The sequence below is a fragment of the Nocardiopsis mangrovi genome (assembly GCF_042653925.1).
GTDB lineage: Bacteria > Actinomycetota > Actinomycetes > Streptosporangiales > Streptosporangiaceae > Nocardiopsis_B > Nocardiopsis_B mangrovi.
Genome location: NZ_JBHSFQ010000043.1, coordinates 1 through 21,064, shown reverse-complemented (window position 1 = coordinate 21,064; position 21,064 = coordinate 1). Strand labels below are relative to the sequence as shown.

General features: G+C 73.5%; 20 protein-coding genes. 10 read left to right on the top strand and 10 right to left on the bottom strand.

The features are described from left to right. Positions 1-290 precede the first annotated feature (290 nt). From ACFO4E_RS27755 to ACFO4E_RS27740, 4 genes are all read left to right on the top strand, one after another. Positions 291-2,225 carry a methylmalonyl-CoA mutase family protein gene (locus ACFO4E_RS27755; protein WP_378579870.1) on the top strand — a complete coding sequence of 645 codons (1,935 nt, stop codon included), beginning with the start codon at positions 291-293 and terminating at the stop codon, positions 2,223-2,225. Further along, the gene (gene scpA / locus ACFO4E_RS27750; protein ID WP_378579868.1) at positions 2,222-4,471 is read left to right on the top strand and encodes a methylmalonyl-CoA mutase; all 2,250 of its coding nucleotides are present in this window, start codon (positions 2,222-2,224) and stop codon (positions 4,469-4,471) included. The genes ACFO4E_RS27755 and scpA overlap by 4 nt, the downstream gene beginning before the upstream one ends. A gap of 73 nt (positions 4,472-4,544) precedes the next feature. Further along, complete coding sequence (gene meaB, locus ACFO4E_RS27745; protein WP_378579866.1) at positions 4,545-5,561, top strand: methylmalonyl Co-A mutase-associated GTPase MeaB; 1,017 nt, start codon at positions 4,545-4,547, stop codon at positions 5,559-5,561. A 338-nt stretch (positions 5,562-5,899) separates the two neighbouring features. Then, complete coding sequence (locus tag ACFO4E_RS27740) at positions 5,900-6,271, top strand: STAS domain-containing protein (RefSeq protein WP_378579864.1); 372 nt, start codon at positions 5,900-5,902, stop codon at positions 6,269-6,271. A 147-nt stretch (positions 6,272-6,418) separates the two neighbouring features. Here the strand turns inward: ACFO4E_RS27740 and ACFO4E_RS27735 are convergent, their stop codons facing one another. Further along, the gene (locus tag ACFO4E_RS27735; RefSeq protein WP_378579862.1) at positions 6,419-6,649 is read right to left on the bottom strand and encodes a GNAT family N-acetyltransferase; all 231 of its coding nucleotides are present in this window, start codon (positions 6,647-6,649) and stop codon (positions 6,419-6,421) included. Positions 6,650-7,042: 393 nt separating this feature from the next. On the opposite strand from ACFO4E_RS27735, the gene ACFO4E_RS27730 reads away from it, so the two are divergent. Continuing rightward, the gene (locus ACFO4E_RS27730; RefSeq protein ID WP_378579860.1) at positions 7,043-7,534 is read left to right on the top strand and encodes an NUDIX hydrolase; all 492 of its coding nucleotides are present in this window, start codon (positions 7,043-7,045) and stop codon (positions 7,532-7,534) included. Positions 7,535-7,666: 132 nt separating this feature from the next. Here the strand turns inward: ACFO4E_RS27730 and ACFO4E_RS27725 are convergent, their stop codons facing one another. From ACFO4E_RS27725 to ACFO4E_RS27715, 3 genes are all read right to left on the bottom strand, one after another. Then, the gene (locus tag ACFO4E_RS27725; RefSeq protein ID WP_378579858.1) at positions 7,667-8,260 is read right to left on the bottom strand and encodes a snapalysin family zinc-dependent metalloprotease; all 594 of its coding nucleotides are present in this window, start codon (positions 8,258-8,260) and stop codon (positions 7,667-7,669) included. 226 nt (positions 8,261-8,486) lie between these two features. Further along, on the bottom strand, positions 8,487-9,974 hold the full coding sequence (gene dctA, locus ACFO4E_RS27720) for a C4-dicarboxylate transporter DctA (protein ID WP_378579856.1): 1,488 nt from the start codon (positions 9,972-9,974) through the stop codon (positions 8,487-8,489). 276 nt (positions 9,975-10,250) lie between these two features. Further along, positions 10,251-10,421 carry a hypothetical protein gene (locus tag ACFO4E_RS27715; RefSeq protein ID WP_378579854.1) on the bottom strand — a complete coding sequence of 57 codons (171 nt, stop codon included), beginning with the start codon at positions 10,419-10,421 and terminating at the stop codon, positions 10,251-10,253. A 187-nt stretch (positions 10,422-10,608) separates the two neighbouring features. On the opposite strand from ACFO4E_RS27715, the gene ACFO4E_RS27710 reads away from it, so the two are divergent. Continuing rightward, a complete protein-coding gene (locus tag ACFO4E_RS27710; protein WP_378579852.1) occupies positions 10,609-11,541 on the top strand; it encodes a TAXI family TRAP transporter solute-binding subunit in 933 nt (310 codons plus the stop codon). 9 nt (positions 11,542-11,550) lie between these two features. Here ACFO4E_RS27710 and ACFO4E_RS27705 read toward each other — a convergent pair whose 3' ends face one another. The 3 genes from ACFO4E_RS27705 to ACFO4E_RS27695 form a co-directional block, all read right to left on the bottom strand. Continuing rightward, positions 11,551-12,960, bottom strand: coding sequence for a sensor histidine kinase (locus tag ACFO4E_RS27705; RefSeq protein WP_378579850.1), 1,410 nt, complete (start codon positions 12,958-12,960; stop codon positions 11,551-11,553). Positions 12,961-12,963: 3 nt separating this feature from the next. Further along, a complete protein-coding gene (locus ACFO4E_RS27700) occupies positions 12,964-13,644 on the bottom strand; it encodes a response regulator transcription factor (RefSeq protein WP_378579848.1) in 681 nt (226 codons plus the stop codon). A gap of 189 nt (positions 13,645-13,833) precedes the next feature. Further along, on the bottom strand, positions 13,834-14,109 hold the full coding sequence (locus ACFO4E_RS27695; protein WP_378579846.1) for a DUF6504 family protein: 276 nt from the start codon (positions 14,107-14,109) through the stop codon (positions 13,834-13,836). A 313-nt stretch (positions 14,110-14,422) separates the two neighbouring features. Between ACFO4E_RS27695 and ACFO4E_RS27690 the strand changes: the two genes are divergently transcribed. Beyond that, entirely contained in the window at positions 14,423-15,034 is a 612-nt protein-coding gene (locus ACFO4E_RS27690) for a TetR/AcrR family transcriptional regulator (RefSeq protein ID WP_378579844.1), read from the top strand. Between the two features lie 304 nt (positions 15,035-15,338). Here the strand turns inward: ACFO4E_RS27690 and ACFO4E_RS27685 are convergent, their stop codons facing one another. Both ACFO4E_RS27685 and ACFO4E_RS27680 read right to left on the bottom strand, forming a co-directional pair. Continuing rightward, complete coding sequence (locus tag ACFO4E_RS27685; protein ID WP_378579842.1) at positions 15,339-16,127, bottom strand: DivIVA domain-containing protein; 789 nt, start codon at positions 16,125-16,127, stop codon at positions 15,339-15,341. A 51-nt stretch (positions 16,128-16,178) separates the two neighbouring features. Beyond that, on the bottom strand, positions 16,179-16,802 hold the full coding sequence (locus ACFO4E_RS27680) for a hypothetical protein (RefSeq protein WP_378579840.1): 624 nt from the start codon (positions 16,800-16,802) through the stop codon (positions 16,179-16,181). 353 nt (positions 16,803-17,155) lie between these two features. On the opposite strand from ACFO4E_RS27680, the gene ACFO4E_RS27675 reads away from it, so the two are divergent. Both ACFO4E_RS27675 and ACFO4E_RS27670 read left to right on the top strand, forming a co-directional pair. Next, positions 17,156-18,739: a class I adenylate-forming enzyme family protein gene (locus ACFO4E_RS27675; protein WP_378579838.1), complete on the top strand. Its 1,584-nt coding sequence runs from the start codon at positions 17,156-17,158 to the stop codon at positions 18,737-18,739. A gap of 65 nt (positions 18,740-18,804) precedes the next feature. Continuing rightward, positions 18,805-19,482: a tRNA-dependent cyclodipeptide synthase gene (locus tag ACFO4E_RS27670; RefSeq protein ID WP_378579836.1), complete on the top strand. Its 678-nt coding sequence runs from the start codon at positions 18,805-18,807 to the stop codon at positions 19,480-19,482. A gap of 69 nt (positions 19,483-19,551) precedes the next feature. Here the strand turns inward: ACFO4E_RS27670 and ACFO4E_RS27665 are convergent, their stop codons facing one another. Then, a complete protein-coding gene (locus ACFO4E_RS27665; RefSeq protein WP_378579834.1) occupies positions 19,552-20,448 on the bottom strand; it encodes an N-acetylmuramoyl-L-alanine amidase in 897 nt (298 codons plus the stop codon). Positions 20,449-20,584: 136 nt separating this feature from the next. Here ACFO4E_RS27665 and ACFO4E_RS27660 point away from each other — a divergent pair, with 136 nt between their 5' ends. Beyond that, positions 20,585-20,947, top strand: a complete 363-nt coding sequence (locus ACFO4E_RS27660) for a YkvA family protein (RefSeq protein ID WP_378579832.1) — start codon at positions 20,585-20,587, stop codon at positions 20,945-20,947. The last annotated feature ends 117 nt before the right edge of the window (positions 20,948-21,064 follow it).

Here is a 21,064-nt window from a genome sequence, read left to right as displayed (position 1 = left end):
ACGGCGTCCGCGGCGCGCCGCGGACGCCCCTTCGCCGTTGCGGCGGGTGGGGTTCCGATTCGCGTGTCGGGGTTCGGGTCTCGGTGCGGGGGAAGGGACGCGGTAACGGTCCTGCTGGAATGCGTCCGGTGTCATGTCCGATTTGAAGGCCGGGCACGGTTCCGCGGTGCGGGAACGGCTGTGGACCCGGGAAAACGTCGCGGTCGCCGCGGTGGCCGGGGCTGTTCGGGGTCGGACTGGGGCGCCCCTCGTCAGCGGGACTTCGGCGCGGTTATCTACCATCTCGGAATATGGGCACGACGGAGAATGGCGCGGAACCCCTCTCCCTGGGTGCGGAGTTCCCCCAGGCGACGCGGGAGCACTGGCGTGAGCTGGTCGCGGGCGTGCTGCGCAAGAGCGCGGCCGAGGCCGGCGCCGCCGACCCCGACCCGGAGCGGGCGCTTTCCGCCGTGACCTACGACGGGATCGAGATCGCCCCGCTCTATACCGCGGCCGATGCCGCGCCCGGCGGCGGCGACCTCGACTCCGGCCACCCCGGTCTGCCGCCCTTCACCCGGGGCGGGCGCCCCGAGGGGGCGGTCGCGGCCGGGTGGGACGTCCGCCAGCGGCACGCCGGCCCCGACCCCGCCACCGCCCGCCGCACGATCCTGGCCGACCTGGAGAACGGGGCCACATCGATCTGGCTCGCCGTGGGCGCGGGCGGCGTCCCCGCCGCCGCGATCGGCGACGTGCTCGCCGACGTGCACCTCGACCTCGCCCCCGTCCACCTCGACCTCACGGCGGTCGGCCCCGCCCTCGCCCCCGCCGCCGAGCACGCCGCCGCGGCCGGGGCGCTGCTGCGGGCGTGGGCCGACCGCGGCCTCCCCGATGCCGCCGTCACCGGCGGCCTCGGCATCGACCCCCTCACCTCCGCCGCCCGCACCGGTACCCCCGCCGACCTCGCCGCCGTGCGCGAGGCCGCCGCCTCCTACGCCGCCCGCCACCCGGAGCTGCGGCTCGCCACCGCCGACGCGACCCCCTACCACGACGCCGGCGGATCCGAGGCGCAGGAGCTCGGCGCCGCCATGGCCGCGGGCGCCGCCTACCTGCGCGCACTCACCGAAGCGGGGCTGGACCTCGCCGATGCGGCGGCGCGGTTGGAGTTCCGGTTCTCGGCGACCGCCGACCAGTTCCTCACCATCGCCAAACTGCGCGCCGCCCGCGCCATGTGGGCCCGGGTCGCCGAGGCGTGCGGCCTGCCGCCGGAGCAGCGCGGGATGCGCCAGCACGCCGTGACCTCCGCCGCCATGATGACCCGCCGCGACCCCTACGTGAACATCCTGCGCACCACCCTGGCCTGCTTCGCCGCCGGGGCCGGCGGCGCCGACGCCGTGACCGTCCGCCCCTTCGACGACGCCCTCGGCCTCCCCGACGGCCTCGCGCGCCGCATCGCCCGCAACACCCAGACGCTGCTGCTGGACGAGGCGCACCTCGCCCGGGTGATCGACCCCGCGGGCGGTTCCTACTTCGTCGAGCGGGCCACCGCGGACCTCTACGCCGCCGGATGGGCGTTCTTCCAGGAGCTGGAGGCGGCGGGCGGAATGGCGGCGGCGCTGTCGTCCGGCCTGGTCGCCGAGCGCGTGAACGAGGTGTGGCACCGGCGCCGCGACGCCATCGCCCGCCGCGCCGACCCGCTGACCGGCGTCAGCGAGTTCCCCGATCTCGACGACGCCGTCCCCGCGGCGTCCGCCCCCGCCGCCGGCGGGGCATCGGGCACCGCGCAGGCCGCCCTGCCGCGGCGCCGCTACGCCCAGGAGTTCGAGGCGCTGCGCGACCGCTCCGACGCCCACCTCGCCGCCACCGGCGCGCGGCCCCGCGTCTTCCTGGCGACTCTCGGCCCGGTCGCCGCGCACACGGCACGGGCCGCCTTCGCCGGAAACCTCCTGCGTGCCGGGGGGATCGAACCCCTCGGCGGCGGCACAGCAGCCGGAGCCGACGAGGCCGCCGCCGCGTTCCGCGGCAGCGGGGCCCGTATCGCGTGCCTGTGCGCCTCCGACGCGGTCTACGGCGAGCAGGCGGCCGACGCGGTGGCCGGTCTGAAGGCCGCCGGCGCCGAACGCGTGCTGATGGCCGGCCCGCCCGCCCCCGCCTACCGCGACGCCGGGGTCGACGACTTCTGCTCCGCCGGGTCCGACGCGCTCGCCCTGCTCACGGACCTCCACGACACACTGGGAGTGGCGCAATGAACGACTCCTCGGCGTCCGGCTCCGCACGGTCGCGCATCCCCGACTTCAGCACGGTCGCCCCGGGCGGCACGGCCGCCGCGCCCGGCGGCGCCGGCGCCTGGGCGCGCGCCCTCGAACAGGCCACCGGGAAGGGCCCCGACGCCCTGGAATGGGAGACCCCCGAGGGCATCGGCGTGCGCCCGCTGTACACGCCGGCCGACCGCGACGGCCTGGACTTCCTCGCCACCTACCCCGGGATCGCCCCCTACCTGCGCGGCCCCTACCCAACGATGTACGTCAACCAGCCGTGGACGATCCGGCAGTACGCCGGCTACTCCACCGCCGAGGAGTCCAACGCGTTCTACCGGCGCAACCTCGCCGCCGGCCAGAAGGGCCTGTCGGTCGCCTTCGACCTCGCCACCCACCGCGGCTACGACTCCGACCACCCGCGGGTGGCCGGGGACGTGGGCATGGCGGGCGTGGCGATCGACTCCATCCACGACATGCGGCGGCTCTTCGACGGCATCCCGCTGGACCGGATGACCGTGTCGATGACGATGAACGGCGCGGTGCTGCCGGTCATGGCGCTGTACATCGTCGCGGCCGAGGAACAGGGGGTCCCGCCCGAAAAGCTCGCGGGGACCATCCAGAACGACATCCTCAAAGAGTTCATGGTCCGCAACACCTATATCTACCCGCCGCAGCCCTCGATGCGGATCATCTCCGACATCTTCGCCTACACCTCCCAGCGGATGCCGCGCTTCAACTCCATCTCGATCTCCGGCTACCACATGCAGGAGGCCGGGGCGACGGCCGACCTGGAGCTGGCCTACACGCTGGCCGACGGCGTCGAGTACATCCGGGCCGGGAACCGCGCGGGGCTGGCGGTCGACGCCTTCGCGCCGCGGCTGTCGTTCTTCTGGGCCATCGGGATGAACTTCTTCATGGAGGTCGCCAAGCTGCGCGCGGCCCGGCTGCTGTGGGCGAAACTGGTCAAGGGGTTCGCGCCCGAGAACGCGAAGTCGCTGTCGCTGCGCACCCACTCCCAGACCTCCGGCTGGTCGCTGACCGCCCAGGACGTCTTCAACAACGTCGTCCGCACCTGCGTCGAGGCGATGGCCGCCACCCAGGGGCACACCCAGTCGCTGCACACCAACGCCCTCGACGAGGCGCTGGCCCTGCCCACGGACTTCTCCGCGCGCATCGCCCGCAACACCCAGCTGGTGCTCCAGCAGGAGTCCGGGACCACCCGCGTCATCGACCCGTGGGGCGGCAGCCACTACGTCGAACGCCTCACCTACGAGCTGGCCGAGCGCGCGTGGGCGCACATCGGCGAGGTCGAGCGCGCCGGGGGGATGGCCGCCGCCATCGACGCCGGCATCCCCAAGATGCGCATCGAGGAGGCCGCCGCGCGCACCCAGGCGCGCATCGATTCCGGGCGCCAGCCGGTGATCGGGGTGAACAAGTACCGGCCCGACACCGGCGACGAGATCGAGGTCCGCAAGGTCGACAACTCGCGCGTGCGCGCCGAGCAGCTGGAGAGCCTGCGCCGGCTGCGCGCCGAGCGCGACGGGGAGGCCGTCCGCGCCGCCCTGGACCGGCTCTCGGCCGCCGCCGCGGGCGCCTCCCACGGCACCACGCTGGAGAACAACCTGCTGGCGGCGGCGGTCGACGCCGCCCGCGCCAAGGCCACCGTGGGCGAGATCTCCGACGCCGTGGAGCGGGTGTTCGGCCGCCACTCCGGCCAGGTCCGTACCATCCAGGGTGTGTACCGCGAAGAGGCCGGCGCGTCCGGCGACGCCGCCGCGGCCATGTCCGCTGTGGCCGACCGGGTGGGCGCGTTCGAGGAGAACGAGGGCCGGCGTCCCCGCATCCTGGTCGCCAAGATGGGCCAGGACGGCCACGACCGGGGCCAGAAGGTGATCGCCACGGCGTTCGCCGACCTCGGCTTCGACGTCGACGTCGGCCCGCTGTTCCAGACGCCCGAAGAGGTGGCGGCGCAGGCCGCTGAGGCCGACGTGCACATCGTCGGCGTGTCGTCGCTGGCGGCCGGCCACCTCACACTGGTCCCGGCGCTGCGCGCCGCGCTCGCGGCGCTGGGGCGCGCGGACATCATGATCGTGGTCGGCGGCGTCGTCCCGCCCGCCGACGTCCCCGAGCTCCGCGCCGCCGGAGCCGCCGCCGTCTTCCCCCCGGGGACCGTCGTCTCCGAGGCCGCCGCAGGGCTGCTGGACCGGCTGGCCGAGAGTCTGGGGCACGCGTCCTGACCCCGCCCGGCCGCCACTACACCGAGAGGGGACGCCGCGGCGCGCCCCCGCACCGCCGCCCGTCAGGACCCCGATGAGCCGACCCATCGACATCGACGCCTACGCCGAAGGCGTCCTGGCCGGGCACCGGCCGACCCTGGCCCGCGCGATCACGCTGGTCGAGTCGCGCCGGGCCGACCACGCCGAGTCGGCGCAGCGGCTGCTGACGGCCCTGCTGCCGCACAGCGGCACGGCGCACCGCGTGGGCGTCACCGGCGTGCCGGGGGTCGGCAAGTCCACCTTCATCGACGCGCTCGGCACCCGGCTGACCGGGCGCGGGCACCGGGTGGCGGTCCTGGCCGTCGACCCGTCCTCCACCCGCACCGGCGGCAGCATCCTCGGCGACAAGACCCGCATGGCGCGGCTGTCGGTCGACCCCGCCGCGTTCGTCCGCCCTTCTCCCACAGCGGGGACGCTCGGCGGGGTCACCCGCGCCACCCGCGAGACGATGGTGCTGGTGGAGGCCGCGGGCTTCGACGTGGTGCTCGTCGAGACGGTCGGGGTGGGCCAGTCGGAGGTGGCCGTGGCCGACATGGTCGACTGCTTCTGCTTCCTCGCCCTGGCCCGGACCGGTGACCAGCTCCAGGGCATCAAGAAGGGGGTGCTGGAACTCGTCGACGTCGTCGCGGTGAACAAGGCCGACGGCCCGCAGGCCGACGAGGCGCGCAAGGCCGCCCGGGAGCTGTCGCGGGCGCTGCACCTGCTCCAGCCCGTCCACCCGGCCTGGCGCCCGCCCGTGCTGACCAGCAGCGGGCTGACCGGCGCGGGCCTGGACGAGGTGTGGGACGCGGTGCTCGGCCACCGGCGGGCGCTGGAGGAGGCCGGCGCGTTCGCCGAGCGCCGCAGCCGCCAGCAGGTGGAGTGGATGTGGTCGCAGGTGCGCGACCGGCTGATGGACCGGCTCACCCGGCACCCCGGTGTGCGTGCCCTCACCGCCGGAGCCGAGGACGCCGTGCGCGCGGGCGACCTCACCGCCACGCTGGCGGCCGGGCGCCTGCTGGAGGCGTTCTTCGCCGACCCGGGCGCGACGGCCGGCGGCGACTCCGCGTGACCGGCACCACCTCACCGGTACCTGCCGCACCTCGATTCGGCGCGTACGGTAGTGAAATTGGGGTCGTCCACAACTCGTCCTCGTCGTAAATGACGTGTGTGGGCGAAAATATCTTGCGCATCGGCATTCCCGTCGGGTGAATCGCCTAATACCGTGAGTGGTCGAAGCCCTACGGCAGCGGGCGGTCGGAGCCCGTCGGCGCGCCGGACGTCCCCGCCGTCGCCCGCCGGACGCCGCCGCACGGGGAGTGCGAGCGGACCCCCTACCGGAATCCGCCGTTTTCCGTATGGTTAGCAAGGGGAACCCCTCATCAACACGTGGGGCTGGGAGGAGTGAACGTGCACAGGCTTGGGCTGAGCACCCGGGTCGAGAACCACAGCGTGATCGTGAGCGTCGAGGGTGATCTCGACATCGCGACCGCAGGCGACCTCCAAGAGCATGTCCTGTCCGCTGTCGACGAGAACGGACCGTGGTTGATCCTCGACCTCTCGCGGCTGGAGTTCATGGACTCCAGCGGTCTGAACGTCGTCATCAACGCCTACCGGACCGTCAAGGAGCACGGTGGCAGCCTGGCGCTCGCGGCGCCGAACGAACGCGTCACCAAGGTCGTGCGCCTCGTCGGTCTGCACCGCCAGGTACCCGTGCACACCACGGTGCCGGCCGCCGTCAACGCCATGGAGGCGTTGGAGGGCAAGCAACAGGCCGGCTGATACCGCCGCCGTCCGGCGCCTCTGCCGCGGCGAATGTTCGGGCCCGTCGCGGCGACGGGTCCGTTCGCCGTTTCAGGACCGGAACGCCGGGGAACCCGCCCGGCCCGGCGTATCGGGGGGCGGCGCACGGAGGGGCGGGAGGGCGGGTCAGGTTCGGCGCTCGAACAGCATGCGGTCAAGCCCGGGGCCGTCGTAGTCGGCGTGCGGGCCCGAGACCGTGAAGCCCATCGCCCGGTGGAACGCGATCGACCCGGTGTTGACCGGCGAGGTCACCGCCCGAACCACGGGGCGCCCCAGGCCGGCGGCGCCGGCCAGGAACCGGCCGTACAGCTCGCGCGCCAGCCCCGAGCCGCGCAGGTCGGGGCGGACACCCACCATGTGGATGTATGCGGAGTCCGCCGTTGCCGGGGAATCGAAACCGATGAGGAACCCGGAACGGCGAACCGACGAACGAGCGGAGCCGGCGCTGCCTCTGGCCGGAGGCCCTGTCCGCAGGGCCGGTGGAGCGGAGTGAGGAGGTGAGCGTGACAGAGGAACCCGGCGGTGCCCGCGGTGTCCTCGGCGAACAGGCTCGTGGGCGCGAAGTGGTCGAGGAAGAGCCGGGGCAGGATGCGGGACACCGGGCGGCCCCACCAGTCGTCGGCCACGGCGACGATGGCCGCGTGGTCGCCGGGGCGCGCGGAGCGGATGGTGGCGGATGTCATGCGGCCATCATGCCGCCCGCCGCGTCACGGTGCGGCGCGGGCGTCCGGGATGAGTAGGGTCGGGACCATGGCGACACCCGACTTCGTCCTGCGGCTGCGCGAGCACGTGGGCCACGGACCTTTGTGGCTGACCGGCGTGACCGCCGTCGTGATCGCCGACTCCGGCGAGATCCTGCTGCACCGGCGGGCCGACGACGGCCGGTGGGCCACCCCCGGCGGGATCCTCGAACCCGGCGAGCAGCCGGCCGAGGCGCTCGTCCGCGAGGTGTGGGAGGAGACCGGGGTGAAGGTGGTGCCCGAGCGCGTCGCCAGCGTGTTCACCGAGGAGCCGTTCACCTACCCCAACGGCGATCAGGTCCAGTTCCTGGACATCGCGTTCCGCTGCCGCCCGGTCGGCGGCGCGCCGCGCCCCGACGCCGAGGAGTCGCTGGAGGTGCGGTGGTTCCCGCCCGGGGAGCTCCCGCCGATGGACGAGCGCGTGCTGCGCCGGATCCGGCTCGCCCCCGACGAGGGCGCCGCCTGGTACGCCGAGCCCGCGCCGCACCCCGCCGGGTCCTGAGTCCGGATCACACCGCGCCGGGTCACGGGCGAACCACACCCCGCCGGACGCCGACCCCGCGCCGCCGACCCCGCGGTGCCGGTGCCGGGGGCGCGGCGCTGGAGCCGCCCCGGCACCGGACCGGGTCGCGGGTCAGGGGCCGTCGACGACCATGGTGCCGGCGGCCGGAGCCGCGCCCAGGGCCCCCGTGCCGTAGTTCCGCTCGACGCGGGACCGCTCGGTGGCGTTGGGAACGGCGTTCGTGCACGACGTGCCCGCGGTCGAGCCCGACATCAGCGACGAGCACGGGCCGGGCTTGATGTCCGGCAGGCCGAGGCTGTGCCCCAGTTCGTGCGCCGCGATGCGGGTGACATCGTGGCCCTCGGCCACCGCCTGGCTGCCCATCTCCACCCGGGCCGTCCCGCCGGGCCGCACCGGGCCGAGGGTGGCCTGCGGCCACCCGGTGGTCGCGATGATCGTGATCTCGGCCCGCTGGCCCGGGGCGGCCTCGACGATCCGCACGTTGGCGACGCTGTCGTTCCAGACCGCGACGCCCGCCTCGATCTCCGCCTCGTACTGGGCGGCCCGGCTGGCGTTGTAGGTGATCGTGGTCGCCGCCTGCGGCGCCGGGGCGGCGTCGGCGGGGGCGGCGGTGGTCGACGCCGAGGCGGCGGGCAGCCCGCCGGCCAGGGACAGCGTCGCCGCGGCAGCGGCGGCGAGGGCACAGGCGGAAGTGCGTCGCAGCATTCGTGTCTCCTTGGGGGTGGGGAGGATCCGCTACTGCGGGAGACCCTGTGGGGTCTCGGAGAGCGTACGCGCCGCTACATATCGCTACAAGAGGGGTAAGGGGTATGTGACTCATCCGGCCGGGCCGGCGGGTGAGCGGTCCCCGCATCCCGCTCGTCACGCGCGCGGACGGAAACGGCACCCGCGCAAGAGGGGAGCGCGGGTGCCGTTTCGGGGAGCTCCGGGATCAGCCGGCCGCGGACGGAGCGGCCTTCCGATCGCCGGAGGGGTCCGCGGCGCCGTCCGGCACGGCCTCGCCGTCGACCTGCGCGGGCCGCGCGGCGTCCTCGGTGCCGGGAGCGGTGTCGGCGTCGGTGTCGGCGGCGGCGTTGTCGACGCGCATCAGCTCGTCCATGTCGATGGAGTTCGGGTTGTCGAGCACGTACGACAGCCGCTCGCGGTCGAGGTCGCCGGTCCAGCGCGCGATCACCAGGGTGCCCACGCCGTTGCCGATGAGGTTCGTCAGCGCACGCGCCTCGGACATGAACCGGTCGATGCCGACGATCAGCGCGATGCCCGCCAGCGGGATGACGCTGTCGAAGGCGGCCAGCGACGCCGCCAGCGTCACCAGCCCGGCGCCGCTCACTCCCGCCGCGCCCTTGCTCGACAGCAGCATGAACAGCAGCAGGCCGACCTGGGTCCAGACGCCCACCTCGACGCCGGTCGCCTGGGCGATGAAGATGGCGCCCATGGTCATGTAGATGGCCGTGCCGTCGAGGTTGAAGGAGTAGCCGGTCGGGATGGTCAGGCCGACCACCGACTTCTTCGCGCCGGACGCCTCCAGCTTGGTCATCATCCGCGGCAGCACCGACTCGCTGGAGGAGGTGCCCAGGACGATCAGCAGCTCGTCGCGGATCAGCCGGATGAACTTCATCAGGCTGAACCCGGTGATTCGGGAGACCAGGCCGAGGAAGACCACGATGAACAGCAGGCAGGTCGCGTAGAAGCTGAGCATGAAGTAGGCGAGGCTGCCGAGGATCTGGCCGCCGTATTCGCCGATGGTGTAGGCCATCCCGCCGAAGGCGCCGATCGGGGCGGCGTACATCACGATCTTGATGACCCCGAACATGACGTCCTGGATCGTGGTCAGGCCGCGGATGGCCCCCTGGGCGCGGCTGCCGAGCATCGTCAGCGCGCAGGCGACCAGGATCGCGACGACAAGGACCTGGATGAGCTGGCCGTCGACGAACGCCGAGAAGAACGAGTCGGGCACCAGGTGCAGGATGAACCCGGAGATGCCCTCGGCCTCGGTGGAGGAGGCCTCGCTGATGGTGTCGGCCGCGTCGGCCTCGTCGAAGGACAGGCCCAGGCCCACACCGGGGCGCAGGATGTTGATGGTCACCAGGCCGATGGCCAGGGCGATCAGGGTGGTGGCCGTGAAGTAGACCACCGTCCGCAGCGCCAGGCCGCCGGCCTTGGCGAGGTTGCCGAGGTTGGCGATGCCGACCACGACGGTACAGAAGATCGTCGGCGCGATGACGACCTTGACCAGCTTGATGAACAGGTCGGCCAGCCACTTCATCTGCGACGCCTGCGCCGGGAAGGCGATGCCGACCGCGATACCGAGGGCGATGGCCACCAGGACCCAGAAGTACAGCTGTCGGGTGAAACGCTTGCGCGGTGCTGGTGCGGCGGCGTCGCCGGCGGGCGGGTCGGTGCGTCGGAGAGACGGCACGGAGACCTCCTTCATCACGAATCTGCGGGGGATGTGCGGGGCATCACGTGATGCTCGCCACTGGCCGCTGTAACAGGCAAGCCACGGGGGTGAAACTTCAGATTCACCTGACATTCGGCGCCGGTGGGTGAACGAAGATCACCGCTTGTGATCGTGGTGCCGGAGCCGATCGCGGGCCCGCGGGGCGGCGCCCGGGAGAAGAACGCGGTGCCCTGGTGCCCGCTGCCGCAACCGCAACGGGCACCAGGGCACCGCGGGTCCCCGGCCCGCCGGGGGTCAGGCGCAGGAGCGCCGCTCGCGCAGCAGGACCAGCCCGCCGGCCGATGCCAGCACCACGAGCCCGGTGGCGCCGCTCACCGCGAGCTGCGCCACGCCCCCGGCGGTGAAGTTGGCGGAGACGTTGGCGGCGACGGCGATCACGAGCACGATCCAGAGCAGGGCCTTCACGGGGGTGTCCTTCCAGGGAGCGGTCGGCTTCCGGGGACAACGATGCCGCCCGGGGACCGCCGGAACGATGGGGCCCGTGACCGGATCGGGGGTGGAGCCTGCTCCACCCCCTCGGCCCCCTTTCCGGCCCACCCGGCCGGCGCGGTCGCCGCGCGGGTCCCGCGGCCTGCTGATCTAAGCTGCGGGTGTGAGTGGACACCCGGTCGTGACGCGCCGTGCCGCCCTCCTGGGCGGCCTGGCCGTGCTGGCCGGGTGCAACGGGCAGGCGGTGCCCGACCTGCCCGAGCTGGTGCTGGCCACCGGCCCGCCGGGGGCGGTGTTCCGCGAGATCGGCGCGACGCTGGCCGGCGTCCTCGACCGTGCGCTCCCCGATACCCGCGTGGTCGCGCGCGAGACCGCCGCCTCCGCCGACAACATCCGGCTGCTGCGCGACGGCGAGGCGCAGGTCGGGTTCTCCAGCCTGGACGCCGCAGTGGGCGACAGCGGGCGCCCCCCTGAAGGCATGGGCGCCCTCGGCCGGCTCTACGACAGCTTCCTGCACCTGGTCGTCCCGGCGGATTCGTCCGTGGCGTCCTACGGCGACCTGGAGGGAAAGCGCGTCTCCTTCGGCGCGGACGGCTCGGGCACCGAGTTCATCATGAAGCGGCTGGCGGACCTGACCGGCCTGGACGTGCGCGAGACCCTGCTGGACCAGGCCGAATCGGCCGACGCGCTCACGGCCGGGGAGCTCGACGCGATGTTCTCGCTCACCGGCGTGCCCACCCCGGCCGTCTCCCGCCTCACAGCGGCCCACCAGGGGCGGTTCATCGAGCTGCGCGGCCAGGCCGACCGGCTCGCCGACGCCTACCCGGCCCCCTACATCCCGGCGACGATCCCGGCGACCGCCTATGTCGACGTGCACGCCACCCCGACCGTGGCGGTGCCCAACATCCTGCTCGCCCGTTCCGACCTGCCCGACGAGGTCGCCCGGATCATCACCGAGACCGTGTTCACCCAGTCCGCCGCGATCGCCGCCGACCGGCCCGAGGCCGCCCACATCAACGTCCGCACCGGCATCGCCACCGGCCCCGTCCCCCTCCACCCGGGCGCGCAGCGCTGGTTCCGCGAGCGGAAGTCCTAGGGCGCCCGCTCACTCGGGGAGGGCGGACAGGGCTCCGGGGAGGCGGACCAGGACCTCCAGGCCGTAGCCGTCGGAGTGCGGGCGCGGCAGCCCCGGTCCCAGGCGCAGCTCGCCGCCCGCGGCGTGGACGAGCTCGGCGCAGATCGCCAGGCCCAGGCCCGTCCCCGGCACGTTCTGGTGCTTGGGCGAGCGCCAGAACCGGCGCAGCGCGTCCTCGCGCTCCCCGGCGTCGAGCCCCATGCCGTCGTCGCTGATGTGCAGGTCCACCATCGCGCCCTCCGCCGCCCGCAGCACGACCCGCTCTCCCCCCGACAGCCGGATCGCGTTGCTGACCAGCTCGTCGAGGACGCTGCCCAGGCCACCGGGCGGTTCCAGCAGCCGGATCCCCGCCGGCACCCGCGCCTCGACGGCCACGCCGCGTTCCGCGCCGAGGGCCCGCCACCGCTCCAGCCGGGTGTCGAGCACGAGGTCCAGGTCGACGGGCGCGGCGTCGCTGAAACTCTCCAGCCGCGTGGCGGCCAGCAGGGAGTTCAGCATCCGGTTCATCGCCTTGGCCTCCTCCAGCGCGTCGTCGTGGGCTTCGCGGGCCTCCTCGTCGCGGAGGAAGGGCCTGAGGTTCTCCACCGCCAGGCGCAGGCTGGTGAGCGGGTTGCGCAGCTGGTGGGAGGCGTCGGAGACGAACGCCCGCTGCCGGTGCAGGGCCCGCTCCACGACGTCGACCATGGCGTTGAACGACGTGGCCAGGCGCCGCAGTTCGGGCGGCCCGCCGGCCTCGTCGGCGCGCACGGTGAGGTCGCCGTGGGCGATGCGCGCGGTCGCCTCGTCGAGCTTGCGCACCGGGCGCAGGACCCAGCGCGACACCGGCCAGGTCACGGCGGCCAGGCCGGTCAGCGGCAGCAGGCCCAGCAGCGCCATCCAGCCCCAGCTGGCCAGCACCGCCGTGCGCAGGTGCCCGGTGCCCGACACGGCCACGATCACCCCCTCGACCTCGCTGTCCCGTCCCACCGGTTCGGCGAGGATCAGCGGGCGTTCGTCCCACGGCCACAGCGCGGTCGGGGGTTCGGGGCGGAACCCGGCGAGCGCGTCGTCCACGACGCGCCGGGTCGGAGCGTCCTCCAGGTGGGCGAGGAGTTCCTCCTGGCCGTCGGAGCCGATCACGACCTGGCCGGAGGGGTCGAGCAGCGCCACCGGGAAGCCGTAGAGGTCCTCGTAGCGCTCCAGCTCCATGCGCAGCGCCTCGGTCCGGCCGGTCTCCAGCGCGGTGTCGGCCAGCGACGCGAACCGGCCGATGTCGTTCAGCCGGTCGACGTAGACCTCCCCGGTCTGCTGCTGGGCCACCAGCGTCGCCAGGGGCACGCCCAGCGCGGCCACCAGCACGAACGCCAGAGGGAGCAGGATGACCAGCAGTCGCTGTTGCACGCGCTACTCCGGTCCTGCCCCGACGTGCAGCCGGTAGCCGACCCCGCGTGCGGTGTGGATGCGCAGGTCGCCGCCGAGCTTGCCGCGCAGTGCCGCGATGTGGGTGTCGAGGGTGCGCGAGGACGCCTCCCAGCCGACGCCCCACACCTGGTCCAGGATGACGTCGCGGCCGACGACCGCCGGTGCCCGCTGGGCCAGGAGCGCGAGCAGGTCGAACTCCTTGCGGGTCAGGGACAGCGGGACGCCGTCCAATTCGGCCTCGCGGGAGTTCAGGTCCATGCGCAGCGGGCCGAGCGACAACGGCGGCTCGCTGCGTTCGGCGGCCGACCTCGCCGCCCGGGTGCGGCGCAGCACCGCGTCGATCCGGGCGAGGAGTTCGGCGATCCCGAACGGTTTGACGACGTAGTCGTCGGCGCCGGCGCGCAGCCCCCGGACGCGCTCGCGCTCCTCGGCCCGGGCGGTCACGGCGATGATCGCGGTCTCGGAGCGCTCGCGCAGCCGCCGCAGCAGGTCGATGCCGTCGGCATCGGGCAGACCGAGGTCGAGCAGCACGATGTCGGCGGCCGGCGCGCGAAGGGCGTCGGCCGCCGAATTCACCCGGGTGACGTCGAAGGACGCGTTCCGCAGCGCGGTGACCAGACCCCGTGCGACCCGGTCGTCGTCTTCGACAACGAGAATGCGCATCGTCGGACATGGTAGAACGCGCCTGGTCGCGCCGCCCCCACCCCGGGCCGCCGACGCGGGCGCGCGGCTCGTGGCGGGGGCGGAGGGGACCCGGGTGCCACGGGCTCCCGGACGGCACCCGGCCGCCGCGGCCGCACGGCCGGGCCCCTCCCTCGCGGCAGAGGGCCCGCGGTCACGGCGGCACGGGGGTCAGCCCCACAGGCGGCGCATGGTCCAGTGCTCGGTGGCGGTGTCGAGCGTGATGTCGGCGATGCTGGGCCGGCCCTGGTCGGACTCCGCCGCCACTCGCACGAGCCGGATGTCGGTGCCGGCGGCACCGGCGCCGGGCCCGCCGGGGACGCCGTTCGCGGTGTTCCAGGTGCCGATGATCCTGCGGACGCGGTACATCCGCCCGCGCCAGGCGAAGAAAGCGGGGTGGCCGCCGTTGGTGGATCTGACGTCGATCCGTTCGTTGTAGAGACTCACCCGGACATACTATCGAACACAGGTTCGAATGATGCTCGGACCCCGGGTGTCCCGGCATCCGACACCCTAGATCTTCGGGCGTGCCCGGCGTGGCGGGACTCTGCGGCGTCTTCCGGGTTCGAGTGCCATGACCTGCGATGACGGCCGGGAGAACGGTGGGTGCCGGAGTCGCGTCGGCGTGTCGCGCCCGGCCGCCGCCCCCATCGCGGTCCGCCCGCCGCAGCGACGGGCGCGGCGCGGCGGGGAAATCCGACCGACCGATCGGTATGCCTATCCTGGTGGGGGTCGCGCGACACGGGGACGGTGGGGCGGCGTGGACGCAGGAACGGGGGCTCCGGCGGCCGACGGAGAACGCGTGCCGGTGCCCGGCCGGCTGCTGGCCGCGGCCACCCGGCTCTTCGCCGAGCAGGGCTTCGAGCGCACCTCGGTGCAGGAACTGGTCGACGCCGCCGGCGTCACCAAGGGCGCGATGTACCACTACTTCTCGTCCAAGGACGACCTCCTCTACGCGATCTACCAGCGGCTGCTGTCGCTCCAGATGCACCGGCTCACCGAGTTCGCCGCAGCGCCCGGCCCCATCGCCGACCGGGTGCGGGCCGCGGCCGCCGATCTCGTCCACACCACGGTGGACAACCTCGACGACGCGGTGATCTTCTTCCGTTCCATGCACATGCTCTCCGCCGACCGCCGGTCCGCGGTCCGCAAGGAGCGCCGCCAGTACCACGAGCTCTTCCGGGGGATGATCGAACAGGGGCGGCGCGAGGGCGTCTTCCGCTCCGATATCCCGGCCGACATCGTCGCCACCCAGTACTTCGGCGCGGTCCACCACCTCGGCCGCTGGTACCGCCGCGGCGGCGAGCTGAGCGGCGCGGCGCTCGGTGAGCACTTCGCCGGCCTCCTCATGGCCGGGCTGCGCCCGGCCTGAGGCGCGGCCTGCGCGTGCCGGGACCGTACGCGGCCGACTGCGGCGGAGTCCCGTCCACAGCCTGTGGACGACGGGGCCGGTGGAAACGGGGACGGTGCCGGGCGGCCGGCCTTCGGCGGTGCGCGTCCGCGCCTCGCCGTGCGTCAGTGATCGTGACGATCCGTAGCCGGTCGTGCGCAGGGGGATCGCCGGTGGCCCGTGGCACCGCAGGGGCGGCCGGAGAGCGGGTCCGGCCCCGCGCCCGCGGCCCGGCCGGTGAACCGGGCGGTGCGGAGGCGACGAGGAGGCGGGGAGGGCGTCGGCCTCAGCCGTGCTCGTAGCGGCGCAGCTCCTCGGCGAGCTGGTCGAGGAACGCGTCGACCTGGGCAGGGTCATAGCCGGGCCGCGCGCGGGTGGTCGCGAACTGCACGCGCTCGACGTGGGCGGCGGTGAGCGGGGCGAGATCGGGGCGGCCGCTCAGCAGCGCGCCGAGGGTGGCTTCGGCGCGGTCGAGGAAGGCATCGACCTCGTCCTCGTTGTACCCGGTGGTCAGCCGGGTGGTCGCGAATTGCTTGCGCCGCACGTCCTCCGGGGTCATCGAGGGACGGTCGCCGCGCGGGGCGGGCGGCGGCGACGGGACGGGGCCGAGCCGGGCGCCGTGGGGCGGGAGGCCCCCGCCGCGACCGGGCGGCGGCGCGTTCGGCGGCGTGTCCGGCGGGGCGGGGCGCCGGCCGGGGCCGCGCCCTTGGCCGGTGTGCTGGGGGCGGGGCGGGCCGGTCGGCCATCCCGGGGGCGGCGGGCCCGGATGCGCGCCGGGCCCGGGCTCGCCGGGCTTCCCGCTCAGGCCGCGCGAGCGCAGGTCGGCCACGATGACGTCGAGGAACTCGTCGACCTCGTCCTCGTTGTAGCCGGGGTTCAACCGGGTGGTCCGGAACCGGGCAGCCTCGACCTCGGCCGCGGTGATGAGCGGACCGGTGCGCGGCCCGCCCTGCAATGCCACGAGGGTGGCCTCGACCCGGTCCAGGAGTTCGTCGACGTCGTCCTCGTTGTAGCCCGGCCGCAGGCGCACCGTACGGAACGTCTTGTTGCTGATGTCCGAGGGAGTCAGGGGCATGGCTCTATTGTGCCGATCGAGCCGTTCCCGGGGAGGGCGTCCTCGGCAAAGTCAGCGGCGCCCCTGGCCATCGGACGCCCGGCGCATGTCGCCCGCGCGCTTCAGCGCCCAGCAGAGGTCGTCCACGAACGCGGTCACCTGGCCGCGGTCGAAGCCGCGCAGTACAACGGGCAGATCCGCGCACCGCTCGCGCAGCTCCGCCGCCGTCGGGCCGGCCGCGACCCGGCCCCCGGCGCGGATCGCCTCGACCGCGTCGACCCCTTCGGCCAGCAGGATTTCGACCTCGTTCCGGTCGAAGCCGAACATGACGACGCCGAAGGACGCGGCCGAGAGGTCGGGCCACGGCTCCCCGCCCGGTTCGGCCGCCTCGCTCGCGCCGCCGGCCGCGGCGGCGGACTCCAGTTCCGCGATCATCCGGGCCAGAGCGGAGTCGACCTGAGCGCGGTCGTACCCGCGCCACACCACGCGCAGCGCGCCCGCTGCGGCACGGGCGCGCCCGGCGCCGGAGGCGCCGTCGGCCCACGCGGTGCCGCGCCCGGCCGACAGGGCACGGTCGAGGCCGTCGACCAGGCGGTCCACCTGGCGCCGGTCGTAGCCGCGCCGGGTGGTGCCGAACGTGGGCGAGCCGGGTGAGGAGCGCAGGAGGGGGCCGGAAAGGGGGGATGATTCGCTCATACCGTCATTGTGCGGTATCGCCTTCGTGGTAAGGGATCCCGGCCCGTCGGGATCGCCGCCCGGGGGTCGCGCCGGCCCGGTTCCGGCCCCGCCCGGCCGCTCCGGCGGAGCACCCGCCCGCCCGGCGGTACCGGCCGCGCGGTCCGGCCGGAATCCGGGAACGCCGGCCTCAGGGGCGCGACCGCGGTGTCCACATTCGGCCCTGTGACGGATGTGACCGATGCGCCTTGACTGCCTGATGCGCCATTGATTGTCTTGCCTGGTCTCATTACAGGAATGGCGAAATTCTCGTCATCATTCCGGTACGGGCGTCGGGAGAACAGATGTACAAGGACCAGCTATGGAAATCCAATGTGGGTCTCCTCTTCGATCGCAGGGCGGAATCCGGAAAGCCGATGATCTTCCGCCTCAGCCGTCCGCTCGACATCGATCCGAACCTCGGGACCACCTTCGATATCGAGGACTTGGCCGGGTGCGTGCGGCGGACATCAGGCGCGCTGTATGCGGCGGGAGTCCGTTCCGGCGACCGGGTCGCCGTGTACAAGGACAACCACCTCGACTGCCTCCTGCTCGCCGCGGCCGCGAGCCGGATCGGTGCGGTCCCCGTCATGCTCTCGGGCCTGCTGCCCGATGACGCTGTGCGGGCACTGCTCCACCGTGTGACGCCGAAGCTGCTGGTCAGCGACGAACGACGGCTGCTGCGGGAGGACGGTGACGGCCGCCTGCTGACGTCGTTCGCCGAGCGGACCCTGTGCCTCGACGCGCAGAGGCCGGACGCCGTCACCCTCGCCGACCTCGGCGGGGCCCCCGAGCCGTCCCCCGCCCCGCGCGGGAACGGCGAGCTGATGATGCTCACCCACACGTCGGGGACCACGGGGATTCCCAAGCTCATCATGTACACCCCCGCCAAACTCCAGGGACAGATGGCCAGGCTGGAATGTCGCCATTTGCCCCCTATCACCTTCCGCCGCCAGGATGCGGTGGCGGTTTTCATGCCGTATGTCCATGCCCGCGCATTCACGTGGATATATTCCGTTCTGACCCTTGCGCCGGCAAAGGTCCTCGTGATGAGCGACAGCGATCCCGAGGTCGTCCGGCCGTTGTTCCGGGAACACCCGCCCACCGTGATCGAGGGGCTCCCGGTCGATTTCACCCGGTTGCAGGAACTCGCCCGGGAACGGCGACGGAACGTCTTCTCCTCGGTGCGCATGTTCGCGAGCACATTCGACGCGGTCTACTGGTCGACGATCCGCACCTTCCTGAACGCATCCGGCCACCCCTTCCCCCTCTGGCGCTACGGATACGGGCAGTCGGAGACCGGCGGTCTGGGAATGACGTTCATCACCCGCCGCACCGCGAACAAACGGCGCGACCGGGAACCGGGCCCCCGGACCGTGGGCCGGCCGATGCCCACGTTCGTCCAGATCAAGGTGGTCGACCCGCGGACCTTCCGCCCGGTGCCCAACGGCAGCCCCGGGCTGGTGTTCGCCCGGACGAAAGCGCGGTGCATCGGCTATTACGGCGAGCCCGAACGCTGGAAGGAAAAGGCCGTCGGCGAATGGTGGAACACCGGTGATATCGGCATCAAGACCCGCACCGGAAGCGTCAAGCTCCTGGACCGGGAGGTCAACCACACCCCGGGCACGAGCTGCCTGGAACTGGAGGACGTGCTGGTCGACTACCTGCCGGCGGGCTACGACGTGGCGCTGCTGACGGTCAGCGACGGCCCGCCGGTCCCCGTTGTGGCCACCCCCGACGGCCGGCTCGACCCGGAGAGATGGCGGCGGGCGGCGCGCGGGCTGCCCGAACTCGCCGAGCCGATCGCGATCGGCCTCGACGACCTGCCCCGCACCGGTACCGGGAAGATCCTCCGCGAAGAGCTCCGCCGCCGATATCTGACCGACGCCGAGCGCCCCGGAACCGGCCGCTGGACATGAGGGGGCGACACGCGGTGCGAGAGAGCGGGAGCGGAACCCCGGCACCCCGGCGCGCGTCCTTCACCGTGGAACCGTTCACGGACGCCTGCCACGCGGTCTGGGAGCAGAGGCGGCACGCGGTGCTCGGCGTCAGCCCGGGGAACCGCTACTTCAACGTCGCGCTGCTGACCGAGCTGCTGGGCTGGGCCTGCGGGGAGTTCGCCCGCGTCGACGTCGTCGTCCCCGACTCGGCGCTGGAGCACACCTACCTCGCGCTCGGCTACGACCCCCGCCGCGCCGCGAAGAAGGCGCGCGGTGAGACCAATGTGCTGCGCAACAGGGTCGTCCGGGCCTGGGACGCCAACGGCGGCCCGCGCGCGGCCGACGGCCTGCACCGCATGTCCGAGCTGGCCTCCGACGCCGCCTACCGGGCCCGGCTCGCGGAGTGCGAACGGGCGCTGGGGGAGGACGACCTCCTGTGGGAGACCTGCGCCGAGATGAGCAGGGACGTCCTCGCGGCGCGCGGTTTCGACGGCCCGCTCACCACCGAGCGCATCGAACGGGCCATGCGGTACCTCACCGCCGAACTCCCCTTCTTCGTGGCGTCGGCCGACATCTTCGGCGTGCCGTCATCGCTGAACTTCTACCACCGGCGGCTTCCCCTGGCGGAGGTCGTCTTCGCCGGCAAGTCCGTTCTCCAGGCACCGCCCGCGCAGGGCTACGCCACCATCCGCCCCGCCGGGTACGACCCGGATCGGATGTGACATCCGAGCCCTTCCCTGCGGCGGGTGCGCGCCCCGCACCCGCCGCGGCCGTGGGGCGGCCGCGCCGCCTCAGCGCGTCAGATAGCGGGCGATCCCGGCGGCGACGGCGGCGGAGGCGGTCTCCCGCCACCCGGCGTCGGCCAGGTTCGCGGCGTCGGCCGCGTTGCGCATGTTGCCGACCTCCAGGAACACCTTGGGGACCTCGGACAGGTTCAGGCCGCCGAGGTCGGTCCGCTCGTCCAGGCCCTCGTCGGCGAGGTAGTCGGCCGGCGGCTGGTCCGCTCCCGCGGCGAACTCCTCCCGCACGTCCTCGGCCAGGTCGCGGGAGGGCGCCACGATGCCGTCGGTGTAGCCCTCGACCCGCCCCGGTGCGATCACGTGGAAGCCCCGGCCCCCGGCGGGGCCGCCGTCGGCGTGGATGGAGATCGCGGCGTCGGCGTCCGCCTCATTGCCGATCTCCGCCCGCTCGTCGATGCACGGACCGACCCCGTCGTCGTCATCGCGGGTGAGGACCACCGTGGCGCCGTCGGCCTCCAGGTGGTCGCGCAGCCGCTGGGAGAAGTCCCAGGTGAACTCGTGCTCTGGGTAGCCGTCGGCGGTCTCGGCGCCCACGGTGTCGCACGCCTTCTCCTCCGGGCCGGCCGGGACCAGGGCGTTGATCTCGTCGCTCGCGTCGGCGTTGCCGCCGTTGTGGCCCGGGTCCACCACCACGGTCGTCCCCGCCAAGGGGCCGTCTCCCTCTTCCTGCCGTCCGCTCTCCGCGCCCTCCTCCTGGGCGCCGCCGCCTCCGGAGCCCTCGGGCGCATCGGGGCCGGGGAGGGGCTGGGTGGCGGTGACCTCGGGGTGGGGGGAGTCGTCGCCGGAGACCGCCGAACAGCCGGTGATGGTCGCGAGGACCGCTGCGAGGAGGAGCGCCCCCCGCATCGGATGCCCCGGCACGGGTACGTCACTATCGCCGCTATGCATGATCCTGGAAGACGTCCCTCGTGTCGGAAGGTGTGGGGGCCACCCAACCTAACGGGTCCGAGGGAACACCCCGCGGGTTTCTCGCGTCATATCGTGAGAGTGCAAGGTACGCGCGACCAACACCGAGGTGACATCCATGCGCAAGAGCAACAGGGCCGCCGCAGGTGCCGCGGCCTGGCAGGCCGTCAACGACGGGGCGCGCCCGGGCGCGCCCGGAGTGTGGGAGCGGGTCGGCGCGGTCCCCCGCATGCTGGGGGCGCGGCTGCGCGGCCGCTACACCGAGATCCCGGCGTCGCGGATGATGCTGTTCATCCTCGCCCTCGTCTACATCGCGTCCCCGATCGACGCCGTCCCCGAGCTCTTCATCCCCTTCCTCGGCCTCGCCGACGACATCGGTGTCGCGGTGTGGCTCACGGCCGGCCTCATGTCCGAGACCGAGCGCTTCCTCCAGTGGGAGCGGGGGGCGACCTCCTACGTCCAGGGGCACGTCGTCGACTGACAGTGATGATGTTCTTGGTGACGCTGCGGGCGGGTCTGACCCGCCGACTGACTGACGTCTCGACTGTCCTGTTTGGGATTTGTCGGCCCGCCGGGCGTCACCACGCACGCGGCCGGA

What these genes read in the sequence shown, in the direction of transcription:
- ACFO4E_RS27755 (WP_378579870.1), top strand. Translation starts at nt 291, where the DNA reads ATGGGCACGACGGAGAATGGCGCGGAACCCCTCTCCCTGGGTGCGGAG.
- scpA (WP_378579868.1), top strand. Translation starts at nt 2,222, where the DNA reads ATGAACGACTCCTCGGCGTCCGGCTCCGCACGGTCGCGCATCCCCGAC.
- meaB (WP_378579866.1), top strand. Translation starts at nt 4,545, where the DNA reads ATGAGCCGACCCATCGACATCGACGCCTACGCCGAAGGCGTCCTGGCC.
- ACFO4E_RS27735 (WP_378579862.1), bottom strand. Translation starts at nt 6,649, where the DNA reads ATGGTGGGTGTCCGCCCCGACCTGCGCGGCTCGGGGCTGGCGCGCGAG.
- ACFO4E_RS27730 (WP_378579860.1), top strand. Translation starts at nt 7,043, where the DNA reads ATGGCGACACCCGACTTCGTCCTGCGGCTGCGCGAGCACGTGGGCCAC.
- ACFO4E_RS27725 (WP_378579858.1), bottom strand. Translation starts at nt 8,260, where the DNA reads ATGCTGCGACGCACTTCCGCCTGTGCCCTCGCCGCCGCTGCCGCGGCG.
- ACFO4E_RS27700 (WP_378579848.1), bottom strand. Translation starts at nt 13,644, where the DNA reads ATGCGCATTCTCGTTGTCGAAGACGACGACCGGGTCGCACGGGGTCTG.
- ACFO4E_RS27685 (WP_378579842.1), bottom strand. Translation starts at nt 16,127, where the DNA reads ATGCCCCTGACTCCCTCGGACATCAGCAACAAGACGTTCCGTACGGTG.
- ACFO4E_RS27680 (WP_378579840.1), bottom strand. Translation starts at nt 16,802, where the DNA reads ATGAGCGAATCATCCCCCCTTTCCGGCCCCCTCCTGCGCTCCTCACCC.
- ACFO4E_RS27665 (WP_378579834.1), bottom strand. Translation starts at nt 20,448, where the DNA reads ATGCATAGCGGCGATAGTGACGTACCCGTGCCGGGGCATCCGATGCGG.
- ACFO4E_RS27660 (WP_378579832.1), top strand. Translation starts at nt 20,585, where the DNA reads ATGCGCAAGAGCAACAGGGCCGCCGCAGGTGCCGCGGCCTGGCAGGCC.